18 protein-coding genes are annotated in these 20,234 nt (G+C 67.2%); 6 read left to right on the top strand and 12 right to left on the bottom strand.

All coding sequences use genetic code 11. The features are described 5' to 3' along the window. Positions 1–150: 150 nt before the first annotated feature. Both AC07O0_RS03770 and AC07O0_RS03765 read right to left on the bottom strand, forming a co-directional pair. A complete protein-coding gene (locus tag AC07O0_RS03770; protein WP_494620153.1) occupies positions 151–1,929 on the bottom strand; it encodes an SLC13 family permease in 1,779 nt (592 codons plus the stop codon). A gap of 38 nt (positions 1,930–1,967) precedes the next feature. Beyond that, complete coding sequence (locus AC07O0_RS03765) at positions 1,968–2,957, bottom strand: magnesium transporter CorA family protein (protein WP_494620151.1); 990 nt, start codon at positions 2,955–2,957, stop codon at positions 1,968–1,970. Between the two features lie 258 nt (positions 2,958–3,215). Between AC07O0_RS03765 and AC07O0_RS03760 the strand changes: the two genes are divergently transcribed. Then, the gene (locus AC07O0_RS03760; RefSeq protein WP_494620150.1) at positions 3,216–5,678 is read left to right on the top strand and encodes a methyl-accepting chemotaxis protein; all 2,463 of its coding nucleotides are present in this window, start codon (positions 3,216–3,218) and stop codon (positions 5,676–5,678) included. A 12-nt stretch (positions 5,679–5,690) separates the two neighbouring features. Here AC07O0_RS03760 and AC07O0_RS03755 read toward each other — a convergent pair whose 3' ends face one another. Beyond that, on the bottom strand, positions 5,691–6,551 hold the full coding sequence (locus AC07O0_RS03755) for an SDR family oxidoreductase (RefSeq protein WP_494620149.1): 861 nt from the start codon (positions 6,549–6,551) through the stop codon (positions 5,691–5,693). A gap of 14 nt (positions 6,552–6,565) precedes the next feature. Beyond that, positions 6,566–7,411, bottom strand: a complete 846-nt coding sequence (locus AC07O0_RS03750) for an SDR family NAD(P)-dependent oxidoreductase (protein WP_494620147.1) — start codon at positions 7,409–7,411, stop codon at positions 6,566–6,568. Between the two features lie 221 nt (positions 7,412–7,632). Here AC07O0_RS03750 and AC07O0_RS03745 point away from each other — a divergent pair, with 221 nt between their 5' ends. After that, positions 7,633–8,421, top strand: coding sequence for a class I SAM-dependent methyltransferase (locus tag AC07O0_RS03745; RefSeq protein ID WP_494620146.1), 789 nt, complete (start codon positions 7,633–7,635; stop codon positions 8,419–8,421). 23 nt (positions 8,422–8,444) lie between these two features. Here the strand turns inward: AC07O0_RS03745 and AC07O0_RS03740 are convergent, their stop codons facing one another. Next, positions 8,445–10,220 (bottom strand): acyl-CoA dehydrogenase family protein, encoded by a 1,776-nt coding sequence (locus AC07O0_RS03740; RefSeq protein ID WP_494620145.1) that lies wholly within the window; start codon positions 10,218–10,220, stop codon positions 8,445–8,447. A 166-nt stretch (positions 10,221–10,386) separates the two neighbouring features. On the opposite strand from AC07O0_RS03740, the gene AC07O0_RS03735 reads away from it, so the two are divergent. Then, a complete protein-coding gene (locus AC07O0_RS03735; RefSeq protein WP_494620143.1) occupies positions 10,387–11,364 on the top strand; it encodes an L-threonylcarbamoyladenylate synthase in 978 nt (325 codons plus the stop codon). Between the two features lie 81 nt (positions 11,365–11,445). Next, positions 11,446–12,354: a LysR family transcriptional regulator gene (locus AC07O0_RS03730; RefSeq protein ID WP_494620142.1), complete on the top strand. Its 909-nt coding sequence runs from the start codon at positions 11,446–11,448 to the stop codon at positions 12,352–12,354. 94 nt (positions 12,355–12,448) lie between these two features. On the opposite strand, the gene acuI is transcribed toward AC07O0_RS03730, so the two are convergent. Further along, complete coding sequence (gene acuI / locus AC07O0_RS03725) at positions 12,449–13,435, bottom strand: acrylyl-CoA reductase (NADPH) (protein ID WP_494620141.1); 987 nt, start codon at positions 13,433–13,435, stop codon at positions 12,449–12,451. An 87-nt stretch (positions 13,436–13,522) separates the two neighbouring features. Continuing rightward, positions 13,523–14,758, bottom strand: a complete 1,236-nt coding sequence (locus AC07O0_RS03720; protein WP_494620139.1) for an MFS transporter — start codon at positions 14,756–14,758, stop codon at positions 13,523–13,525. 179 nt (positions 14,759–14,937) lie between these two features. Between AC07O0_RS03720 and AC07O0_RS03715 the strand changes: the two genes are divergently transcribed. Beyond that, positions 14,938–15,291 (top strand): VOC family protein, encoded by a 354-nt coding sequence (locus AC07O0_RS03715; RefSeq protein ID WP_494620137.1) that lies wholly within the window; start codon positions 14,938–14,940, stop codon positions 15,289–15,291. Positions 15,292–15,360: 69 nt separating this feature from the next. Further along, a complete protein-coding gene (locus AC07O0_RS03710; protein WP_436096089.1) occupies positions 15,361–15,495 on the top strand; it encodes a hypothetical protein in 135 nt (44 codons plus the stop codon). A gap of 45 nt (positions 15,496–15,540) precedes the next feature. On the opposite strand, the gene AC07O0_RS03705 is transcribed toward AC07O0_RS03710, so the two are convergent. From AC07O0_RS03705 to AC07O0_RS03685, 5 genes are all read right to left on the bottom strand, one after another. After that, positions 15,541–16,458, bottom strand: a complete 918-nt coding sequence (locus tag AC07O0_RS03705) for a dihydrodipicolinate synthase family protein (RefSeq protein WP_494620135.1) — start codon at positions 16,456–16,458, stop codon at positions 15,541–15,543. Between the two features lie 39 nt (positions 16,459–16,497). Next, positions 16,498–17,031: an O-acetyl-ADP-ribose deacetylase gene (locus AC07O0_RS03700; RefSeq protein WP_494620134.1), complete on the bottom strand. Its 534-nt coding sequence runs from the start codon at positions 17,029–17,031 to the stop codon at positions 16,498–16,500. A 75-nt stretch (positions 17,032–17,106) separates the two neighbouring features. Beyond that, positions 17,107–18,624: a tripartite tricarboxylate transporter permease gene (locus tag AC07O0_RS03695; protein ID WP_494620132.1), complete on the bottom strand. Its 1,518-nt coding sequence runs from the start codon at positions 18,622–18,624 to the stop codon at positions 17,107–17,109. Positions 18,625–18,645: 21 nt separating this feature from the next. Further along, positions 18,646–19,134, bottom strand: a complete 489-nt coding sequence (locus AC07O0_RS03690; RefSeq protein ID WP_494620131.1) for a tripartite tricarboxylate transporter TctB family protein — start codon at positions 19,132–19,134, stop codon at positions 18,646–18,648. A 92-nt stretch (positions 19,135–19,226) separates the two neighbouring features. Continuing rightward, the gene (locus AC07O0_RS03685; protein ID WP_494620129.1) at positions 19,227–20,222 is read right to left on the bottom strand and encodes a tripartite tricarboxylate transporter substrate binding protein; all 996 of its coding nucleotides are present in this window, start codon (positions 20,220–20,222) and stop codon (positions 19,227–19,229) included. Positions 20,223–20,234 lie beyond the last annotated feature (12 nt).

The raw sequence follows: 20,234 nt of genomic DNA, 5'->3' as shown, positions 1-20,234 counted from the left end.
AACATATCTGCCGCTTATATAGGCGTCGCGGCAACTTGCGGGAAGCCAAGCGCGTCCATTTTGCGCCATTCCGACAGCGGTAATCTTCTCCACGGAAACGCTTCGTGGAGAATTATTTTCTCCGGTTGGACATCCGCAGGCGCCTTGAGCTCAGCGCAGCGGCCAGACGAAGAGGATCAACGGCACGGCGAGCAGGATGACCAGCAGCGACAATGGTGCCCCGAGCCGGGCATAGTCGCCGAAGCGATAGCCGCCCGGGCCCATCACCAGCGTGTTGCACTGGTGGCCGATCGGGGTGAGGAAGTCGCAGGCCGCGCCGATCGCCACAGCCATGAGGAAGGCGTCGGGATTGTAGCCGAGCGTCTTGGCGAAGCCGGCGCCGATCGGCGCCATCACCAGCACGGTCGCGGCATTGTTGAGGAAAGGCGTCACCGCCATGGCGGCTACAAGCATCAGCCCGACCGCGCCCCAGCCCGGCAGGCCGGCGCCGACCTGCGCCAGGAGCCCGGCGAAGACATCGGTCGCGCCGGTGACGCGCAGGCTGTCGCTGACCGGGATCAGCGCCGCCAGCATCACCAGGATCGGAGCCTCGACCGACTCATAGGCATCGCGCAGGGTCAGCGCCCGCGTCGCCAGCAGCGCCACGGCGGCGGCGAAGAAGGCGATCGCCACCGGCAGCAGGCCGAGCGCGACGACAATGACAGTCGCGGCGACGATCGAGCCGGTGACGAAGCGGCGGCGCGTGCTGCCCAAAGCGAGGCTGCGCGCCGCCAGCGGCAGCAGGCCGAGCTCGCGCAGGCGCTCTGGCAGCAGGTCCTCGTCGCCCTGCAGCAGGACGACGTCGCCGGCGCGCAGGTGGATGTCGCGCAGCCGCTCGGTGAAGCGCTCGCCGGCGCGGCTGATGCCGAGCAGGTTGATGTGGAAGCGCGCATGCAGGTCGATCTCGGCAGCGCTGAGACCTTCAAGCAGCGAGCCCTGCGTGACGATCGCCTCGCCGGTGCGGGCCGGATCGAGCGAGCCCTCGCGTTGTGTCGATCGGTGCTGGCCAACGAGTTCGAGCCCGCCCTCGGCGACGACGCGTTCGAGCGCTTTCGGTTCGCCGCGCAGGAGCAGGATATCACCAGCGCGCAGGCTGGCATCGGGCAATGGTGCGCGGCGGCGTTCGCCATCGCGCAGGATCGCGACCACCTCGACCTCGCCATCGCCGGGCTTCCTGAGATCGGCCACGGTCCTGCCCGTGAGCGGCCCCTTCTCGGGGATGCGCGCCTCGGTGACGTAGTCCTTGATGTCGAGTGCCTGGTCGAGCGAGCGCGAGCCTTGCCGATCCTTTGGCAGCAGCCGGTAGGCGACGCTGAGGAAGGCACAGCCGGCGAGCGCGATACCGATGCCGACCGGGGTGAAGTCGAACATGGCGAAGGGCTCGCCACCGAGCTCCTGCCTGACGCGCGCGACGATGACGTTGGGCGAGGTACCGACCAGGGTGACGATGCCGCCGAGCAGCGAGGCGAAGGCCATCGGCATCAGGAAGACCGAAGGCGATTTCCCGTCCTTGCGGGCGAGCTGATAGGCTATCGGCAACATCATCGCGAGCGCGCCGATGTTCTTGATGATCGCCGACATGCCGGCAACGACGAAGACGAGGACGGCGACCTGCGCCTGCGTCGAGCGCAGCGCCGGGGAGATGCGGGCGAGCGCGGTCTCGACCAGTCCCGAGCGCGCGACCGCGGCGCTGACGATCAGCGCGCTGGCGACGATGATGACGATATCGTCGGAGAAGCCCTTGAAGGCCTCCTTCGTCGGCACGACGCCGAGCGCGACGCCCGCAAGCAGGGCCAGGAGCGCAATCACGTCATAGCGCAGCTTGCCCCAGACAAAGGCCGCCATCATCGCGGCGACCAGGGAACAGGAGAGAATCTGCGGCAGCGTCATCCGGTCAGGCTAGCGGAAGGCAGGCCGCCTCGGCACGGTCAAAGCCACTTTTTCCAGCGGAAGAAGAGGTACGGCAGGATCGCCGCGACCACCATGATGGCGAGCGACATCGGATAGCCGAGCTCCCATTTCAACTCGGGCATCTTCTCGAAATTCATGCCGTAGATCGAGGCGACCAGCGTCGGCGGCATGAACACCACCGCGACGACCGAGAACAGCTTGATGATCTTGTTCTGCTCGATGCTGACCAGGCCGAGCGTCGCGTTCAGCATGAACTGGAGCTTGTTCGACAGGAAGGTGGCGTGTTCCTCGATCGCCTGGACGTCGCGGATCGCGGCGCGCCATTCCGGAGTGAAGCCGCTCGCCGCCTTCTTGGTGCGCTTGAAATTGGCCGAGAGGTAAAGCAGCACCCGCTCGACCGAGACCATGCTCTCGCGCACATTCGAGATGATGTGCTCGTATTGGCCGATCTTGCGGACGACCGCCTGATAGACGCGCCCCTGCTCGACGCTGGCGCTGTTGCCATCGAAGATCTGCCGCGAGCGCAGGTCGATGCGGTCGCCGACGCCACGCAGCACCTCGGCGGCACGATCGACGATCGCCTCGATCAGCCCCTCGATCACGCCGGCGGGCTCGAGTTCGCAACCACCGGGCTTGGTGACGCGGTTAAGGAAGATGTTGAAAGCGCCCGGCTCGTCATAGCGCACCGTGACCAGCGCCTTCTCGGTCAGGATGAAGGTGACGTCGGCGAGGCGCGGAACATTGGTCTCGGACTGGCAGATGACGCGCAGCGTCATGTAATGCGCGCCATCCTCGGCATAGATCGTCTCGGACGGCTCGAGATCATGCATCTCCTCCCGCGTCGGGATGGAGATGCCGAGATGCTGCTCGACTTTGGAATCTTCCGGTGCCGTCGGGTTGAACAGGTCGATCCAGATCGAGCCTGGCGGGATCTCCTCCTCGACGGCCAGGGTTCGATGCGCGAGCTTGTCGCCGTGCGTCTGGCAGATGCCGTGGATCAGGAGCATGGCTGGTCATCCGAAGGCGGGCGCCACGAGGCGCGGATTTGCACTGCACCAACTCCAAACGTTCGGCAGTGTCAAACCGATGACGCGACCACGGCGATGGTGGCCTCCGGCGCAATATTGGCTCGCCGCCGGCAGGCGCTCCCCGGGGCGAAGCGCGTGGTTAGCATAAAATAAATCGCCGGATGAGACACTTAACGGATCAATTGCTCCTCCGGGTTTGCCATGCTCAACGCCGCGAAAAACCTCAGCATCAAGACCATGCTCCTGACCGTCCTCGGTCTGGCCAGCGCGGCGATCGTAACGCTCTCGACGCAATCGCTCTGGCAGGCCTGGACGCGCTACAACACGGCTGTCGAGGTGTCTGTTCTCGCCGATCTGAACAAGGCCTATTTCGCGGCGCTGCAGAATCTCCGTTACGAACGCGGCAACGGCGCGAGCGCGCTGGCGATGCCCACCGACAAGAACGGCGGGATGATCGAAGACGTGCTGACGCGGCGCAAGCGGCTGGACGATGCGATCGCCACGGCGCAGGCGATCGTCCAGAAGAACGGCTACGGCACCGCAACGACCGTCTCGAACGAGATCGACGGCCATGTCGCGGCCCTCAAGCCCTTGCGGGCGAAGATCGACGCCAACTGGAAACTCCCGGTGGACTCGCGCGAGAGAGAACTGGTCGGAGCCAGCATGGCCCAGACCGGCAAGTTCCTGACCGCGCTGGAAAATGCGTCGGCGACACTCGAAGAACGCATCCTCGTCCTCGACGCCAACTTCGCCAACCTCACCTCCATCCGCTCGATGGCCTGGGCAGCGCGCTCGCTCAGCGGCTCATCGACGATCGTTCTCAACAACGCCGTCGCCCAGGACCGGCCGCTGGACGCCAAGGAGAGCAATGCGGTCCTCGTCAACGATGCGCGCATGGACTTCGCCTGGGGCGTGGTGAAGCAGCTCATCGGCCAGGCCAACACCCCGCAAGCGCTGAAGGAGGCGCTCACCACCGCCGAGAGCACCTATTTCGGCGGTACCTTCAAGGCGACGCGCGCCGATCTGGTCGCCAATGCGACCGGCGGACGCAAGCCCTCGATCAACCCTGACCAGTGGCGCGACCAGATCGTCGCGGCGTCCGAGACCGTCGGCGCCGTGGCAAGCCGCGCCATCGATGTCGTGTCGGATGTCGCCGACGCGAAGGCTGACGCCGCGATGCGCTCGCTCGTCCTGTATGGCCTCGTCCTCGTGGCCGCGCTGGCGCTCGCGCTCGTCGGGCTCTGGCTGGTGCAGCGCCGCGTGACGCGTCCGATCACCACGCTGACCGCCTCGATGAAGCAGCTGGCGCAGGGCGACTTCACTGCAGAGGTCATGGACAGCGGCCGGAACGACGAGATCGGCGGCATGGCGGCCGCCGTCCGGGTGTTCAAGGAGAATGGGCTGCGCGTGCAGGCGCTGGAAGCGCAGGAGCGCGCCGCTGCCGCCGAGCGGGCCGCGCGGACGGAATCGATGATCGCCGTGGTCAGCGATGTCGGCACTGTCGTAGCGGCCGCGGCTGCTGGCGACTTCAGTGCACGCCTGCGCCTGGAGAGCGCCGACGCGCAGATGCAGCAGCTGGTCGACGGCATCAACCAGATCAACGCCGTGGTCGATGGCGCGACGACCGAGTTCGCAGACATCCTAGCATCGGTCTCGCAGGGCGACCTGACCCGCCGGATCGCGACCAGCTATCAGGGCCGCTTCGCCGAGCTGAAGCACTCGGTCAACGAGACGGTCGAGCGCCTCTCGGAGACGATCGGCGGCATTCAGGCGACGACCTCCCAGGTCTCCGCCTCGGCCCGCGAGATCAAGGCCGGCGCCGACGATCTCGCCAAGCGGACCGAGGAGCAGGCCGCCTCGCTGGAGGAGACCGCGGCCACGACCGAGGAGCTCGCGGCCTCGGTCAAGGCGAGTGCGGGTTCTTCGAAGGCGGCGGCATCGGCCTCCGACGAGGCCACGAACGTGGCGCAGCAGGGCGGCGCCATCGTGCAGGACGCGGTCGCGGCGATGGAGCGGATCGAGGCGGCCTCGCGCAAGATCACCGACATCACCTCGGTGATCGACGGCATCGCCTTCCAGACCAACCTGCTGGCGCTGAACGCCGCGGTGGAAGCCGCCCGCGCCGGCGATGCCGGCAAGGGCTTCGCCGTGGTCGCCTCGGAAGTGCGGACACTGGCCCAGCGCTCGGGCGAGGCCTCGAAGGACATCACCACCCTGATCCAGTCCTCGACCAGCGAGATCGAAGAGGGCGTCAAGCTGGTCCGCTCGGCCGGCGCCGTTCTCGACCAAATCGTCTCGGCCTCCCGTCAGGTGGCTGCGACCGTCGTCGAGATCTCGGCAGCGGCGGGCGAGCAGGCCAACGGTATCGACGAGATGAGCCAGACCGTCGCCCATATGGACGAGATGACCCAGGCGAACGCGGCACTGGCGGAGGAGAGCGCCGCTTCGGCAGCCTCGCTGGCCGACCAGATCCACAGCCTGGATCAGCTCGTCGCAGCGTTCCGCATCGCTGGCGGCGCGCGATCAGTCAGCGAGCCAGAGCGCCTGCGCAATCTCGCCGCAGCAGCCATGTCGGAAACCCGTTCGGCACCGCGTGCCCCGGCGCGGAAGACGCATGCGCCGACATCCCACGCCGCCCCGATGCCCGCCCGCAAGGTCGCGGGCGGCGGAGCGCGCGAGCGCGAATGGGAGGAGTTCTGAGCCTGCCAGGGTTCAGACGCCGCCCTTCACGCCCTCAGGCGGCTTGATCTCCTCGGGCACGAAGAAATCAGGCATCAGCGGCACCGACGGATCGACGCGATAGGGCGTAAAGTCGGTGACGCCCTCGCCGGCCATGAAGTTGTCGTCGATCAGGAAATTGCCCGAGAAGCTGCGCGAGGGCTTGTTGAAGACCATGTAGGCGGCGTCGGCCAGCATCTCGGGCGTGCGGCTAGCCTGCACCATCTTGTCGCCGCCGAGCAGGTTCTTGACCGCCGCCGTCGCAACCGTGGTGCGCGGCCAGAGCGCGTTGACGGCGATGCCCTTCGGCGCAAGCTCGCCGGCAAGGCCGAGCACGCACATGCTCATGCCGTATTTCGCCATGGTGTAGGCGAGGTGCGGGGCGAACCAGCGCATCTTCATGTCGAGCGGCGGCGACAGCATCAAGATGTGCGGGTTCTCCGCCTTCTCCAGATGCGGAATGGCGTATTTCGAGACCATGAAGGTGCCGCGCGTGTTGATCTGGTGCATCAGATCGTAGCGCTTCATGTCGGTCATCTGGGTGTTGGTCAGCGAGATCGCGCTGGCATTGTTCACGACGATGTCGATGCCGCCGAAAGTCCCGGCCGTCTTCGCGATCGCCTCGGCGACGCTCTGCTCGTCGCGGACGTCGACCATCAGCGGCAGGCACTTGCCGCCGGCCGCCTCGATCTCGGCGGCAGCGGTGTAAATCGTGCCCTCGAGCTTGGGATGCGGCTCTGCCGTCTTGGCGGCGATGGTGACATTGGCACCGTCGCGCGCAGCCTTGATGGCGATGGCGAGCCCGATGCCGCGCGATCCGCCGGTGATGAAGAGCGTCTTGCCCTTGAGCGACATGGTGTCCTCCCTCGTTAAGTCTGCAAGTTGAACCGGTCCGGCTGGCTGCCGTCCGCATCGGTGAAGCCATAGCTGCGCGCCAGATCGGCGACATGCATCACCTGCCCGGCGTGGCGGCCGACATCCGGATCGGCCGCCAATGCAGCAACCGCGCGCCCGGCATAGAGCGGCGTCTCGGTGGTCTCGGCAGCCATGCCGGCGTCGCGCACGCGCTCGGTCAGGACGTGGCCGGGCGACAGGCCGAGCGCGGTGACGCCGAAAGGCTTCAGCTCCTGCGCCATTGCCAGCGTCAGCCGGTTCATCACCGCCTTGGACAGGTCGTAGAAGACATCGCCGAGATAGCCGCCAGCGGTGTCGAAGCTGACCGTTACGATCAGACCCTGGCGCATCTGGACCATGGCGGGCGCGACGGCGCGCCCCAGCAGCAGCTGAGCGTAGACGCCACTCTCGAAGCTCTCACCGAGCCTCGCCACCGGGCGGCGCCAGAACGGCGCGCCGAAAGCCGAGCCATCCGGATAGCGCTCGCCGTCATAGCCCTCATTGCCGCCCCAGACCGCGTCGACGACGCAATCGAGCCGGCCGAAGCGGCGAAGCGACCAGGCGACGAGCTGGTCGACCTCGCGCTCATTGGTGTGATCGCAGCGATAGGGCTCGCCGCGCCCGCCGGCAGCCTCGACCTCGCGGGCCGTGTCCTCGAAGGTCTCCGAGCGCTGATCGGTGCGCGGGCCGGCCTCGCTGGACCGGCCGGTGACGATCACGGTAGCCCCCGCCTGCCCGAGTGCCCGGGCGATGCCGCGCCCGAGCCCGCGCGAGGCGCCAGCGACGAGGCAGACCTTGCTGGTGAGCGAAGCTGCGTTCATCGGAGCCACCCCGTCTTTCCGGGGCAGGCCGCAGGCCTGAGCCCGGAACCCAGAACCGATGTCAGTTGGCATGAAGGCGCGGTTGCCGATCGATAGAGCCTGATGCCACATCGGTTCTGGGTTCCAGGCTCGCCGCTTCGCGGCGCCCCGGAATGACGGCGCAGTTCCATGCGAGCGCGAGCTGAGCTAGAAGCCCCCTCCCCCGAACGGCGAGGACGATCATGGAAGCGAGCGAGGTCGCGGCCTGCTGGGAGGCCAATGCCGAAACCTGGACCCGGCATGCGCGCGCCGGCTACGATCTCTACCGGGACGCCCAAAACACCCCGGCTTTCCTGGCGAACCTGCCTACCATCGCCGGTCTCACCGGCCTCGACATCGGCTGTGGCGAGGGCTCGAACACGCGCAAGCTCGCCGAGGCCGGCGGGCGCATCACCGCGATCGACATCGCCCCGACCTTCATCCGACACGCGCAGGAGGCTGAGGCTGCCAGCCCGCTCGGGATCACCTATCGCGTCGCCGACGGCATGGCCCTGCCCTTCGCCGATGCCTCCTTCGATTTCGCCACCGCCTTCATGTCGCTGATGGACATGCCGCATCAGGATCGCGTGCTCGCCGAGGCCAAGCGCGTGCTGAAGCCCAGCGGCTTCCTGCAGTTCTCGATCCTGCACCCCTGCTTCGCGACGCCCGGCCGCAAGGTGATGCGGGACGAGGCCGGAAACGTGCTCGGCATCGAGGTGCGCGAGTATTTCCGCGTCAGCGACGGCGAGATCGAGAGCTGGCGCTTCGGCGCCGCGCCGGCCGAGGAGAAGGCCAAGGTCGAACCGTTCCGGGTGCCGCGCTTCCATCGCACGCTCAGCGACTGGATCAACCTCCTGATCGCGACCGGCTTCCAGCTCGAGCATATGCACGAGCCGGGCGTCGATGAAGAGATGGCCAAGGCCGTGCCCTATCTCGCCGACACCTACATCGCGCCGCTGTTCCTGCACATGCGCGTGCGCAAGCCAGCCTGACGTGACTGGTGCGGCGAGCACATTCACGCCGCGAAGACCGCAGCCGAATCTTCGACGGCGCCGGCGCCCTCGGTCACCGCGAGCTCAAGCGCCGTCGCCTCGCCGACATGATGCTCGGCATAGAAGCGGGCGGTAGCGAGCGCCGCGGCGCCCTGATCCTCGCCTTGCAGCGCCAGCGCCTTCTTCGCCAGGCCCGTGCCGCCCTGGGCGAGCGCGAACAGCTTGAGATAGGGCGTCGCTCCCGCGAGCGCGCTCGCCTGGTCGATGCCCATCGTCGCCAGCATCCATTCGGTGGCGCGCTCGAGCGAGTCGACGGCGGCCCCAAGCCGCGCCGCGCTGTGACCGAAGCCCGGCGTATTGGCCTCGCGCACCTGCGCGACGACGCCGCGCATCTCGCCGATCAGCGCCTTGACGGCATCGCCATTCGAGAGCGGCAGCTTGCGCAGCACGAGGTCGATCGCCTGGATGCCGTTGGTGCCTTCGTAGATCGTGGCGATGCGGGCATCGCGCAGATGCTGGGCAGCGCCGGTCTCCTCGACATAGCCCATGCCGCCATGGACCTGGACGCCGGTGGAAGCGACCTCGACACCGATATCGGTGGCGTAGGCCTTGGCGACGGGTGTGATGATCGCCGCCCGCTCGGCCGCGGCCTTGCGCTTCGCTTCGTCGGGCTCGCGATGCGAGCGGTCGAGCAAGGCTGCCAGGAGCAGCGAGAGCGTGCGCGCGGCCTGCGTCTTGGCGCGCATTTCCATCAGCATGCGGCGGATATCGGGATGGACGATGATCGGGCTCATCGGGGCGCCCTTGGGCGCATCGAGCGCCGTGCCCTGCTTGCGCTCCTGCGCGAAGGCAAGCGCCTGCTGATAGGCGCGCTCGGCGATGGCGACGCCCTGCACCGCGACATTGAGGCGGGCATTGTTCATCATCGTGAACATGCAGGCGAGGCCGCGATTTTCCTCGCCGATCAGCCAGCCGATCGCACCGCCTTCGTCGCCATAGCTCATCGCGCAGGTCGGTGAGGCATGGATGCCGAGCTTGTGCTCGACGCCGGTGCAGCGGACATCGTTGCGCTGACCAAGCGAGCCGTCGGCGTTGACCAGGAATTTCGGCACGAGGAAGAGCGAGATGCCGCGCGTGCCGGGAGGTGCGTCGGGCAGGCGGGCGAGGACGAGGTGGACGATGTTCTCCGTCATCTCGTGATCGCCATAGGTGATGAAGATCTTCTGGCCGCTGATGCGGTAGGTGCCGTCGCCGGCGCGCTCGGCCTTGGAGCGCAGCGCGTTGAGGTCCGAGCCGGCCTGCGGCTCGGTCAGGTTCATCGTGCCCATCCACTCGCCGGAGACGAGCTTGGCGAGATAGGTCTCCTTCAGATAGTCGGAGCCATGGGCGTGCAGCGCCTCGATCGCGCCGACCGTCAGCAGCGGGCCGAGTGCGAAGGCGAAGGCGGCCGAATTCCACATCTCGGTGCAGGCCGACTGCACCAAAGTCGGCAAGGCCTGGCCGCCATAGGCCTCCGGCCCTGGCAGCGCGTTCCAGCCACCCTGCGCCCAGGCGTGATAGGCTTCCTTCCAGCCCGGCGGGGTGACGACCGTGCCGTCCTTGAGCTTGGAGCCGATGCGGTCGCCGACGACATTCAGGGGTGCGAGGACATCGCCGGCGAACTTCGCGGCTTCCTCGAGCACCGCCTCGGTGACGCCATCCGCGAGTTCCGGTGCCAGCCCCTCGCTGATCAGGGCGTCGAGCCCGGCGACATGGCGCATCGTCGCCAGGATATCCTCGACCGGAGCACGGTACGACATCGCTTACCTCCCTCGGCGCCCGCGCAGCATGGCTGGGCATTCGTCTCATTGCGTTGACGGCGATGCTAGCCGCGAACTATGCGCTTGCCCACGCGCCAGATGGCGCGGTCTCGCACATGCCATCCCGGCATTGTTATAGTTTACATATGAACTTTCAAGAGCGGCCGTGACAGCATCTCGCCAGACCCAGCGTCTTTCCGCCGACGAGGCCGGCATCGCCGCCGCGGCGGAGCTGCTGCACGCCGGCAAGCTGGTCGCGCTGCCGACCGAGACGGTCTACGGCCTCGCCGCCGACGCCAGCGACGATCGCGCCGTCGCGTCGATCTATGCCGCCAAGGAACGCCCGAGCTTCAATCCGCTGATCTCGCATCTGCCGGATGTCGATGCTGCCAGGCGCCAGGGCCTGTTCGACGCGCCGGCGCTGGCGCTGGCGAAGGCGTTCTGGCCGGGGCCGCTGACGCTGGTCGTGCCGGCTTCGAGCTCGTGCACAGTCTGCAGCCTTGCCCGCGCCGGGCTCGACAGCGTCGCGCTGCGGGTGCCGTCGCATCCGGTGGCACGCGCCGTGCTGCAAGCGGCGGGCCGGCCGATCGCCGCGCCCTCGGCCAATCGTTCGGGGCGAGTCAGCCCGACGCAGGCCGACCACGTCCTCGCCGATCTCGACGGCCGCATCGACGCCGTGCTCGATGCCGGGCCGACGGCGGTCGGGGTCGAATCCAGCATCGTCGCCTGCCTCGGCGGCACCCCGCGCCTGCTGCGGCCCGGCGGCGTGCCACGCGCGGCCCTAGAAGCCGCGATCGGGCAAGCGCTCGTCATCGTCGAAGAAGGTGGCACGGCGCCGATCGCCCCCGGGCTGCTCGCCTCGCACTACGCGCCGAGAGCCGCCGTCAGGCTCGACGCAGAGGCGCCGCGCCCCGGCGAGGCCTGGCTCGGCTTCGGGCCGGAAGCGAATGGAGCCGCCCTACCCGCGCTCGCCTTCAACCTGAGCCCGACCGGCGACCTGACCGAGGCCGCCGCCAATCTCTTCGCGGCGATGCGTTGGCTCGACGATCAGAGCCCAGCGACAATCGCGGTCGCGCCGATCCCGATGCACGGCCTCGGCGAAGCGATCAACGACCGGCTGCGCCGCGCCGCCGCCCCGCGCTGATACCCGGCCGCATCGCCTATACCCGCTTGCAATTCCGCAAGATCCGGCAATGCTGCGCGCGGGTTTGCCGGAGAGTGGCCGTTGTCGACGTCGAAGCTCGCCTGGGATGATTTCCGCCTGATCAAGGCGATCGCCGATGCCGGCGGGCTGACCGGCGCGGCCGCCGCGCTCAACGTCAACCATTCCACCGTATTCCGCCGCCTCGGGCAGATCGAGGAGCAGCTCGGCCACGCCCTCTTCGAACGGCGCAAGACCGGCTATGTCGCAACCTCGGCCGGCGAGGAGATGACGACGCTGGCCTCGCGCATCGATGACGACGTCACCGCTTTCGGGCGAAGACTCGCGGGGCGCGACCTCGCCCCTTCCGGCGATTTGCGGGTCACCACTACCGATACGCTCTATCTGCATGTGCTGCTGCCGATCTTCGCGGCGTTCCGGGCAGCGCATCCGCTGATCCGGCTCGACGTCGTCATGGCCAGCCAGACGCTCAACCTGTCGCGCCGCGATGCCGACGTCGCCATCCGCGCCAGCGATTCACCGGGGGAGACGCTGGTCGGCCGCCGACTCGCCAATCTGAACTGGGCGGTCTATGCCCGTTCTGATGCGCCGACCACGGAGGCCGAGGCACACGAGCCGAAGCTGCTGTTCCGGCGCGACTGGGTCGCGCTCGGCGACCCGCTCGGCTACGTCAAGGCCGCCCGCTATGTCCGCGACCATGTCCCGGCCGAGCGGATCGCGCTGCGCTCCTCGGCCGTGCTCGGGCTGACGGAAGCCGTCGAGCAGGGCATCGGCATCGGGCCCCTGCCCTGCTTCATCGCCGACCAGCGGCCGGGACTCGTCCGCCTGCTGCCGCCAGACCCGGATTTCTCCACCGGCCTGTGGATCCTGACCCATCCCGATATCAGGCACGCGCCGCGGGTGCGCGCCTTCATGGATTTCGTCGGCGGCGAACTGGCGAAGCGCAAGGCGCAGCTCGAAGGGGCGGGGTAGAAACATGCGTCATGCTCGGCCTTGAGCCGAGCATCTCTTGCAGGAGATTCTCGGGTCTCCGCTGCGCTCCGCCCGAGAATGACGACCCGGTCTCTCAGCCGATCTCGACGACGACCCGGCCGCGCACCTTGCCGTCGAGCAGAGCGCGACCAGTCTCGACGACATCCTCCAGCGGGATCGTCGTGGTGATCACTGCGAGCTTGTCGCGGTCGAGATCGCGCGCGAGACGGGCCCACGCTTCAAGCCGGCGCTGCTTCGGGCACATCACCGAATCGATGCCGAGCAGCGCGACGCCGCGCAGGATGAAGGGCGCGACCGAGGCCGGCAGGTCCATGCCCTGCGCCAGCCCACAGGCGGCGACGGCACCGCCGTACTTCGTCATCGAGAGCACGTTGGCGAGCGTGTGCGAGCCGACGGCATCGACGCCGGCGATCCAGCGCTCTTTGCCGAGCGGGCGGCCAGGGCCGGAGAGTTCGTTCCGATCGATGATCTCGGCAGCACCGAGGCCCTTCAGGTAATCCGCCTCCTCCGGCCGACCGGTCGAGGCGATCACATGCCAGCCGGCCTTGGCGAGCAGCGCGGTCGCGACCGAGCCGACGCCGCCGGCCGCGCCAGTGACGACGACCGGCCCATCAGCGGGCTTCACGCCATGGCGCTCCAGCGCGAGCAGGCTGAGCATGGCGGTGTAGCCGGCGGTGCCGATCGCCATCGCTTCGGCCGGCGTCATGCCTTCCGGCAGCGGCACCAGCCAGTCGCCCTTGACCCGGCTCTTCTGGGCATAGGCGCCGAGATGCGTCTCGCCCGTCCCCCAGCCATTGAGGATGACGAGGTCGCCGGGCTTGAACTCGGGATGATCGGACGTCTCGACCCGGCCGGCGAAGTCGATGCCGGGAATCATCGGCCAGCGCCGCACCACCGGGGCGCGGCCGGTGATGGCGAGGCCGTCCTTGTAGTTCAGCGTCGAATGGGTGACGCGGACGGTGACGTCGCCTTCCATCAGGTCCGCTTCGGCGAACTCGCCGAAGGCGACATTGGTGCTAGCTTCGCCCTTGCTGGCGATCAGGGCCTTGAAGGTCGACATGAACTCACTCCCGGGAAGCGATCGAACCTCCCCTAGGAGTGACCCGCCCGGCCGCCGCCCGCAAGCGGCAAGCTGGTGCGGGTTTGGTCAGGCCGGCTGCGGCACGGCGCGCGCCACCGGCTTCTCGACGATCGGCAGGTTGATCAGCGCCGAGGCGACGCCGAGCGCAACCGAGAGCCACCAGACGATGTTGTAGGAGCCGAACTGCTCGTAGAGGATGCCGCCGAGCAGCACGCCGAGGAAGCCGCCGACCTGGTGCGAGAAGAAGGCGAAGCCGTAGAGCATCGCCATGTATTTGGTGCCGAACATCAGCATGACCAGCGCCGAGGTCGGCGGCACGGTCGAGAGCCAGAACACGCCGATGACGATGCCGAAGGCGATCGCGGTCATCGGGCTCGGTGGCAGCAGGATGAAGGCAGCGATGGCGACGGCTCGGCCGAGATAGATCCAAGCGAGCAGATGGCGCTTGGGCATGCGCGCCGTCAGCCAGCCGGAGCCGAGCGAGCCGACCGCGTTGGCGAGACCGATCGCCGCCAGCGTCCAGCCACCGACCCAGGCCGGCATTCCAGTGTCCTTGAGATAGGCCGGCATGTGCACGGTGATGAAGGCGAGCTGGAAGCCGCAAGTGAAGAACCCCAGCACGAGCAGGACATATGACCGATGCTTGAAGGCCTCGGCCAGTGCCTGCGCAATGCTCTGATTGGGGGCAGCGACAGCGCCAGGCGCCGTAGCGGACTGCTTAGTGCCCCGCATCGCCAGCATCACCGAAAGCGGCAGCACCGGCAGCAAGGTGAAGGCGAAGACGATCAGCGCCTGCTGCCAGCCCAATGTCTCGATCAGGATGTTGCCGATCGGCGGGAACAGGAACTGGCCGAAGGAGCCGGCCGCAGTGCCGGCGCCGAAGGCGAGCGGGCGCCATTGCTCGGGCAGGAGTTTGCCGAAGGCGGCGAGGATCAGGTTGAACGAGCAGGCTGAGAGGCCGAAGCCGATCAGCACGCCGGCGCCGAGATGCAACTGCAGCGGCGTTCCGGCATAGGCCATCGTCACCAGACCAGCAGCATAGAGCAGCGCGCCGGCGCAGAGCACCCGCACCATGCCGAAGCGGTCAGCGATCGCGCCGGCGAAAGGTGCACCAAGACCCCAGAGCAGGTTCTGGATCGCGAGCGCCAGGCTGAACGTGTCGCGGCCCCAGCCGAACTCGGATGTCATCGGGATCTGGAACAGGCCGGCACTAGCACGCGGACCGAAGCTGATCAGCGCGATCAGGCAGCCGGCGGCGACGATGATCTCCGGCGCGTAGCCGCGCTTGGTGGTGGCGGTCATGACGGGCTCCGGAGCAGGAAACGTGTGTCTGCACGATAGGGCGTGCAGCCTGAGCATGCCAACGCGATTTCGTTACGTTGCGCATCACAGGATTGCATGCCCCCCTCCACTGCGGTCACAGGCTGACCACGCCCCTGCGCCATAAAGAACCGAGCAGACCGATCACAAGGAGCAAAGCTATGCCCGCAGCGAGCAATGATCGCCGCATCGATTATGTCGAGTTCGTCGTCGCCGACATCCTGCGTGCCCGCAGCTTCTATGAGAAGGCCTTCGGCTGGACGATGACGGATTACGGCCCGGAGTACTGCGCCTTCGCCGACGGCAGGCTGGAGGGCGGCTTCACCACGATCGGCACGATGAGGCCCGGCGGCCCGCTGGTGATCCTCTATGCTGATGATCTCGCGGCCGTACAGGAGAGCATCGAGGCGGCCGGCGGCCGGATCGTCAAACCGGCCTTCGATTTCCCCGGCGGCCGGCGCTTCCATTTCGCCGACCCGGACGGCTACGAGCTGGCGGTCTGGACGAAGGCCTGACCCAAAGAATTCGCCGGCAAACGGCAGGTTTTCATGCTAGGATCGTCTCCGCAATCGTGGAGGCGTCTTATGCGTGCCGTCATCGAGTTGCTGTCCGCCTACTCTTCCTGGCTGTCCCGGATGCTTCTGGTGACGCCGGAGTTCATCACCAAAGATCGACGCGGCAACATGCCGCCGCCATCCGGCGGCATCGGCGCCTATTGATCCGACGCTGCCCGCCTTAGCGACGGGCAGCGCGAAACCGCTGGGTCATTTGTCCCAGCGCAGCGCCAGCGGATCGAGTTCGCGTGCGAGCTCGAGCAGGCCTTCGCGCGTCTTGGGATGCAGCGGCGTCAGCGGATGGCGGACGGCGTCCGACTTGATCACTCCGCCTGCCTTCATCACTGCCTTGGCCGAGCGCAGGCCGCATTGCCGGTTCTCGTAGTTGATGATCGGCAGCACGCGGGCATAGAGCGCCGCTGCCTCTCTGCGGTCGCCGGCCGCATGGGCGGCGAGGATCGGCTTGATCAGGTCGGGAATCATCGCCGAGGTCATCGTGCCGGTCGCGCCGGCGTCGAGATCGGCCATCAGCGTGATCGCTTCTTCACCATCGAACGGGCCGACGATGGCGTCGCCACCCGCCTCGATCAGAGAGCGCAGCTTGCCCGCCGTGCCGGGCACCTCGATCTTGAAGTAGCGGACGAGCGGCACCTCCTTGTTGAGCCTGACCATGAAGGGCACGGTCATGGTCACGCCCGAGAGCGGCGCATCCTGCAGGATGATGGGCAAGCCGCAGGCGTCGGCGACGATCTTGAAATGCTCGATCATGCCCTGCTCGTCGGCCTTGAGCAGCGCGCCGTGATAGGGCGGCATCATCATCAGCATCTTGGCACCGGCATCGGCCGCGGCCTTGGCGCGCTGGGCTGCGATGCGGGTCGAGAAATGCGAGGTGGTGACGCAGACCGGCACCCGGCCGCCGACCTGCTCGATCGAGAGCCGCATGACCTCGTCGCGCTCGGCGTCGGTCAAGAGGAACTGCTCGGAGAAATTGGCGAGGATGCAGATGCCGTCGACGCCCTGGTCGACCATCAAGTCCATGACCCGGCGATTGCCGTCATGGTCGAGGTCGCCGTTCTCGTGGAAGATCGTCGGCGCGATCGGGATGATGCCCTTATAGGGTTCGCTCATGGCAAGGCCTCGGCTGTTCGTTGATGGAGCGGGTGAAATTCATTGCGCCTGCCCGTCACCGGTTTCGGCGAGCTCGCGCTGGTAGATGGCGAGGTCCTCGGGCGAGAAGCAGCAGAAGGTGACCTCGTTGAAGGCCGTATTGGCCTTCAGGGCGGCGGCGACCGTCGTCACGGCGATCTTCGCCGCGGGCGCGATCGGATAACCGTAGACGCCGGTGCTGATGCTCGGGAAGGCGATGGCTCGCGCGCCTGCACCGGCCGCCACCGCGAGGGAGCGGCGATAGCAGGACGCCAGTAGTTCCGCCTCGCTCTGGCCGCCGCCTTGCCAGACCGGCCCGACCGTGTGGATGACGAAACGCGCCGGCAGGCGATAGCCCTGGGTTAGCTTGGCGTCGCCTGTCTGGCAGCCGCCGAGCTTGCGGCACTCCTGCAGCAGCTCCGGCCCCGCCGCGCGATGGATCGCACCGTCGACGCCGCCCCCGCCCAGCAGCGAGTTGTTCGCCGCATTGACGATGGCGTCGACGGCAAGCGTCGTGATATCTGCCTGGATGGCGCGCAGCCTTGCATCCGTCATCGGCGCTCCGCCTTCGGCTCAGTTCTGGATGGGTCACCATAGCGTCAGCATCCAGCCTCCGGCAGTGCGTCTGGATCAGGCCTTGGCTGCGCGGGCCGTCACCAATTTGCGGATCCCGCGCCGCGTCGAGCCGATCAGCGGGAAGAGCAGGAGCGCAAGGCCGATCGCCATCAAGCTCGCCACCAGCGGGTTCGACCAGAAAATTGAAAGCGAGCCCTGGCTGAAGATCATCGACTGGCGGAAAGCGTCCTCCGCCTTGTCGCCGATGACCATGGCGAGCACCAAAGGTGCGATCGGATAGTCGAGCTTCTTGAAGAGATAGCCGACGATGCCGAAGGCCAGCGCCAGCCAGATGTCGAACTGCTTGTTGCCGACGGTATAGGCGCCGATGAAGCAGACCACGACGATCACCGGGCCGATGATCGAAAACGGGATGCGCAAGATCGAGGCGAAGAGCGGCACCGTCGCCAGCACGACGATGACGGCGACGACGTTGCCGAGATACATCGAGGCGATCAGGCCCCAGACGAAATCGGGCCGCTCGACGAAGAGCATCGGGCCGGGGTTGAGGCCCCAGATCATCAGGCCGCCCATCATCACGGCGGCGGTCGCGGAACCGGGAATGCCGAGCGCCAGCATCGGCAGCATGGCCGAGGAGCCGGCAGCGTGGTCGGCCGTCTCGGGCGAAATCACGCCTTCGGGCTCGCCCTTGCCGAACTTCTCCGGATTGCGCGAGGAGCGCTTGGCCATGGCGTAGCTCATGAAGGACGCCGCAGTCGGGCCGCCCGGCGTAATGCCCATCCAGATGCCGATAATGCTGGAGCGCAGCAGCGCCAGCCAATAGCGCGGCAGCTTCAGCGCCGTGGCGAGCACGTCGCGCGGGCTGACCTTGGCCTTTACCCCCTCGAAGCGCAGGCCCTCCTCCATCGTCTGCAGCAGCTCGCCGATGCCGAACAGGCCGATCACTGCGATCAGGAAGCTGACGCCGGCGAGCAGCACGTCGAACTCGTAGGTCAGGCGGACATTGCCCGAGACCGAATCCATGCCGATCGAGGCGAAGGCGAAGCCCATCGCCATCGAGACGATCGTCTTGAACGGCGAGGCGCCGCCAAGGCCGACGAAGCTGGCGAAAGTCATGAAATAGACCGCGAAATACTCCGGCGAGGAGAACTTCAGTGCAAAGCGCGCGACCCAGCCCGAGAGCAGCGTGATCAGGATGACGCCGGCCATGGCGCCGATGCCGGCCGACAGGAAAGCGAAAGAGAGCGCCTCCGTCGCCCTGCCCTGCTTGGCCATCGGATGGCCGTCGAAGGTCGTCGCGACCGAGGACGGCTCGCCCGGGATGTTGAACAGGATCGAGGTGGTCGAACCACCGAAGAGCGCGCCCCAGTAGAGCGAGGTCAACAGGATGATCGCCGAGACCGGGTCCATCGAGAAGGTCAGCGGCAGCATCAACGAGACGCCGTTGGGCGCTCCCAGCCCCGGCAGCACGCCGACCAGGATGCCGAGCAGCACGCCGGCCATCATCAGCGCGACGTGGTGGGTCGTCAGCGCGATCTGGAAGCCGTGAAGGAGCGAGGCGAAGTTTTCCATGGAAACTGTCCGGCTCGCTGTTCAGAGGCCGAGCATCGCCTCGACCGGCCCCTTGAGCAGGCCGACCTGGGCGAATTTCTCGAGGCCGAGATAGAAGAAGGCGGCGGTGCCGAAGGCCGTCGCGAGCGAGGGCAGCCAGCCATAGCGGCCCTGGAAGCGCATCGCGAAGACGAGATAGAGCAGCATCGCGACATACATGCCGAGCGTGACGGTCAGCACAACGAAGGCGAGCATCGGCAGGAAGAAGGCGAGGACGCGCTTGCCCTGCTCCTTGTCGAGGACAATCCCGGCGAGTGCCGCCGAGCCGCTCATGCGCCGACCGATCGTCGTCGCGATCGTGCCCGCGCTGGCGAGCGCGATCAAAAGGCCGCAATAGAACGGGAAGGCGCCGGGCTGCGGGCCGGAGGAATCCCAGCCGATGCCGAACTCGCGGGCGCCGTTGACGATGACGAGGCCGAAGGCGAGCGTCGCCAAAGCTGTCGCGATCTCGGCCTGGAAACGGCTGATCATCGGCGCTCCTCCCGAATGCTGATGGTGTTCCGAACAATCATCCCGGACCGGGCTGTGCCCGTCCGGGATGATCCAAGCGTGATGCGGCGAGGTCAGTTGATGACCCAGCCCTCGTTCTTGAAGACCTTGGCATTGGCGGCTTCGTCCTTGGCGACGAAGTCGGTGAACTCCTTGCCTTTCATGAAGCGGGCCGTCTGGGCGGTCCGGGCGATGAACTCGGCCCATTCCGGCGTCTTGGAGACCTTCTCCATCACGTCGGCGTAGAAGGCGACGGCATCGGCCGGAACCTCGGCCGGCAGCCAGACGGTGCGCGGCATCTGGAAGGCCTCGAGCGGCAGGCCGGCTTCCTTGCAGGTCGGGATGTCGCCCCAGCCCTTGCCGTCATGGATCGGATCACTCTTGGCAAGACGCACCGGCGAGAAGACGCAAAGCGGCTTCACCTGACCGGCCTTCCACTGGCCGATATTCTCGTTCGGATTATTGGTGTTGGAATCGACATGGCCGCCGGCGAGCTGCGTCGCAGCCGCGCCGCCGCCCTGGAACGGTACGTAGATCCACTTGGCGCCGGTCGCCTCCTGGATCATCGCGGTCAGCGTCTGGTCGGTATCCTTGGACTGGCTGCCGGCCATCTTCAGGCTGCCGGGCTTGGCCTTGGCCGCTTCGACATAGGCCTTGGCGTCGGCATAGGGCGCATCACCCTTCACCCAGATCAGGAACTCGTCGAGCGCCAGCGCCGAGACCGGCGTCAGGTCGGAGAGCTTGTAGCCGAGCTTGGCGACGTAGGGCAGCAGATAGGCGTTGTTGGTGCCGAAGACGACCTTGTGGGCATCACCCTTGGCGCCCTTGCCGTAGATGTAACCCTCGGCGCCGCTGCCGCCGCCCTTGTTGAGCACGACGACCGGCTGCTCGACCAGCTTGTGCTTGGTGATGATCGACTGGACGATGCGGGCGAAATTATCGGTGCCGCCGCCCGGGCCCGAGGTCACGACGAACTCGATCGGCTTGGTCGGCTGCCAGGCCGCAGCCGGAACCACCGCGGCAATGACGGAAGCGACGGCAAAGCCGGCCGCAATGCAGAAACGTTTCATGCTGTTTCTCCC

Source organism: Allobosea sp. GW821-FHT10B12 (assembly GCF_059415545.1).
The sequence above is the reverse complement of the archived record's forward strand: the minus strand, read 5'-3'. Positions and strand labels throughout refer to the sequence as shown.

What these genes read in the sequence shown, in the direction of transcription:
- AC07O0_RS03770 (WP_494620153.1), bottom strand. Translation starts at nt 1,929, where the DNA reads ATGACGCTGCCGCAGATTCTCTCCTGTTCCCTGGTCGCCGCGATGATG.
- AC07O0_RS03765 (WP_494620151.1), bottom strand. Translation starts at nt 2,957, where the DNA reads ATGCTCCTGATCCACGGCATCTGCCAGACGCACGGCGACAAGCTCGCG.
- AC07O0_RS03760 (WP_494620150.1), top strand. Translation starts at nt 3,216, where the DNA reads ATGCTCCTGACCGTCCTCGGTCTGGCCAGCGCGGCGATCGTAACGCTC.
- AC07O0_RS03755 (WP_494620149.1), bottom strand. Translation starts at nt 6,551, where the DNA reads ATGTCGCTCAAGGGCAAGACGCTCTTCATCACCGGCGGATCGCGCGGC.
- AC07O0_RS03750 (WP_494620147.1), bottom strand. Translation starts at nt 7,411, where the DNA reads ATGAACGCAGCTTCGCTCACCAGCAAGGTCTGCCTCGTCGCTGGCGCC.
- AC07O0_RS03745 (WP_494620146.1), top strand. Translation starts at nt 7,633, where the DNA reads ATGGAAGCGAGCGAGGTCGCGGCCTGCTGGGAGGCCAATGCCGAAACC.
- AC07O0_RS03740 (WP_494620145.1), bottom strand. Translation starts at nt 10,220, where the DNA reads ATGTCGTACCGTGCTCCGGTCGAGGATATCCTGGCGACGATGCGCCAT.
- acuI (WP_494620141.1), bottom strand. Translation starts at nt 13,435, where the DNA reads ATGTCGACCTTCAAGGCCCTGATCGCCAGCAAGGGCGAAGCTAGCACC.
- AC07O0_RS03720 (WP_494620139.1), bottom strand. Translation starts at nt 14,758, where the DNA reads ATGACCGCCACCACCAAGCGCGGCTACGCGCCGGAGATCATCGTCGCC.
- AC07O0_RS03715 (WP_494620137.1), top strand. Translation starts at nt 14,938, where the DNA reads ATGCCCGCAGCGAGCAATGATCGCCGCATCGATTATGTCGAGTTCGTC.
- AC07O0_RS03710 (WP_436096089.1), top strand. Translation starts at nt 15,361, where the DNA reads ATGCGTGCCGTCATCGAGTTGCTGTCCGCCTACTCTTCCTGGCTGTCC.
- AC07O0_RS03705 (WP_494620135.1), bottom strand. Translation starts at nt 16,458, where the DNA reads ATGAGCGAACCCTATAAGGGCATCATCCCGATCGCGCCGACGATCTTC.
- AC07O0_RS03700 (WP_494620134.1), bottom strand. Translation starts at nt 17,031, where the DNA reads ATGACGGATGCAAGGCTGCGCGCCATCCAGGCAGATATCACGACGCTT.
- AC07O0_RS03695 (WP_494620132.1), bottom strand. Translation starts at nt 18,624, where the DNA reads ATGGAAAACTTCGCCTCGCTCCTTCACGGCTTCCAGATCGCGCTGACG.
- AC07O0_RS03690 (WP_494620131.1), bottom strand. Translation starts at nt 19,134, where the DNA reads ATGATCAGCCGTTTCCAGGCCGAGATCGCGACAGCTTTGGCGACGCTC.
- AC07O0_RS03685 (WP_494620129.1), bottom strand. Translation starts at nt 20,222, where the DNA reads ATGAAACGTTTCTGCATTGCGGCCGGCTTTGCCGTCGCTTCCGTCATT.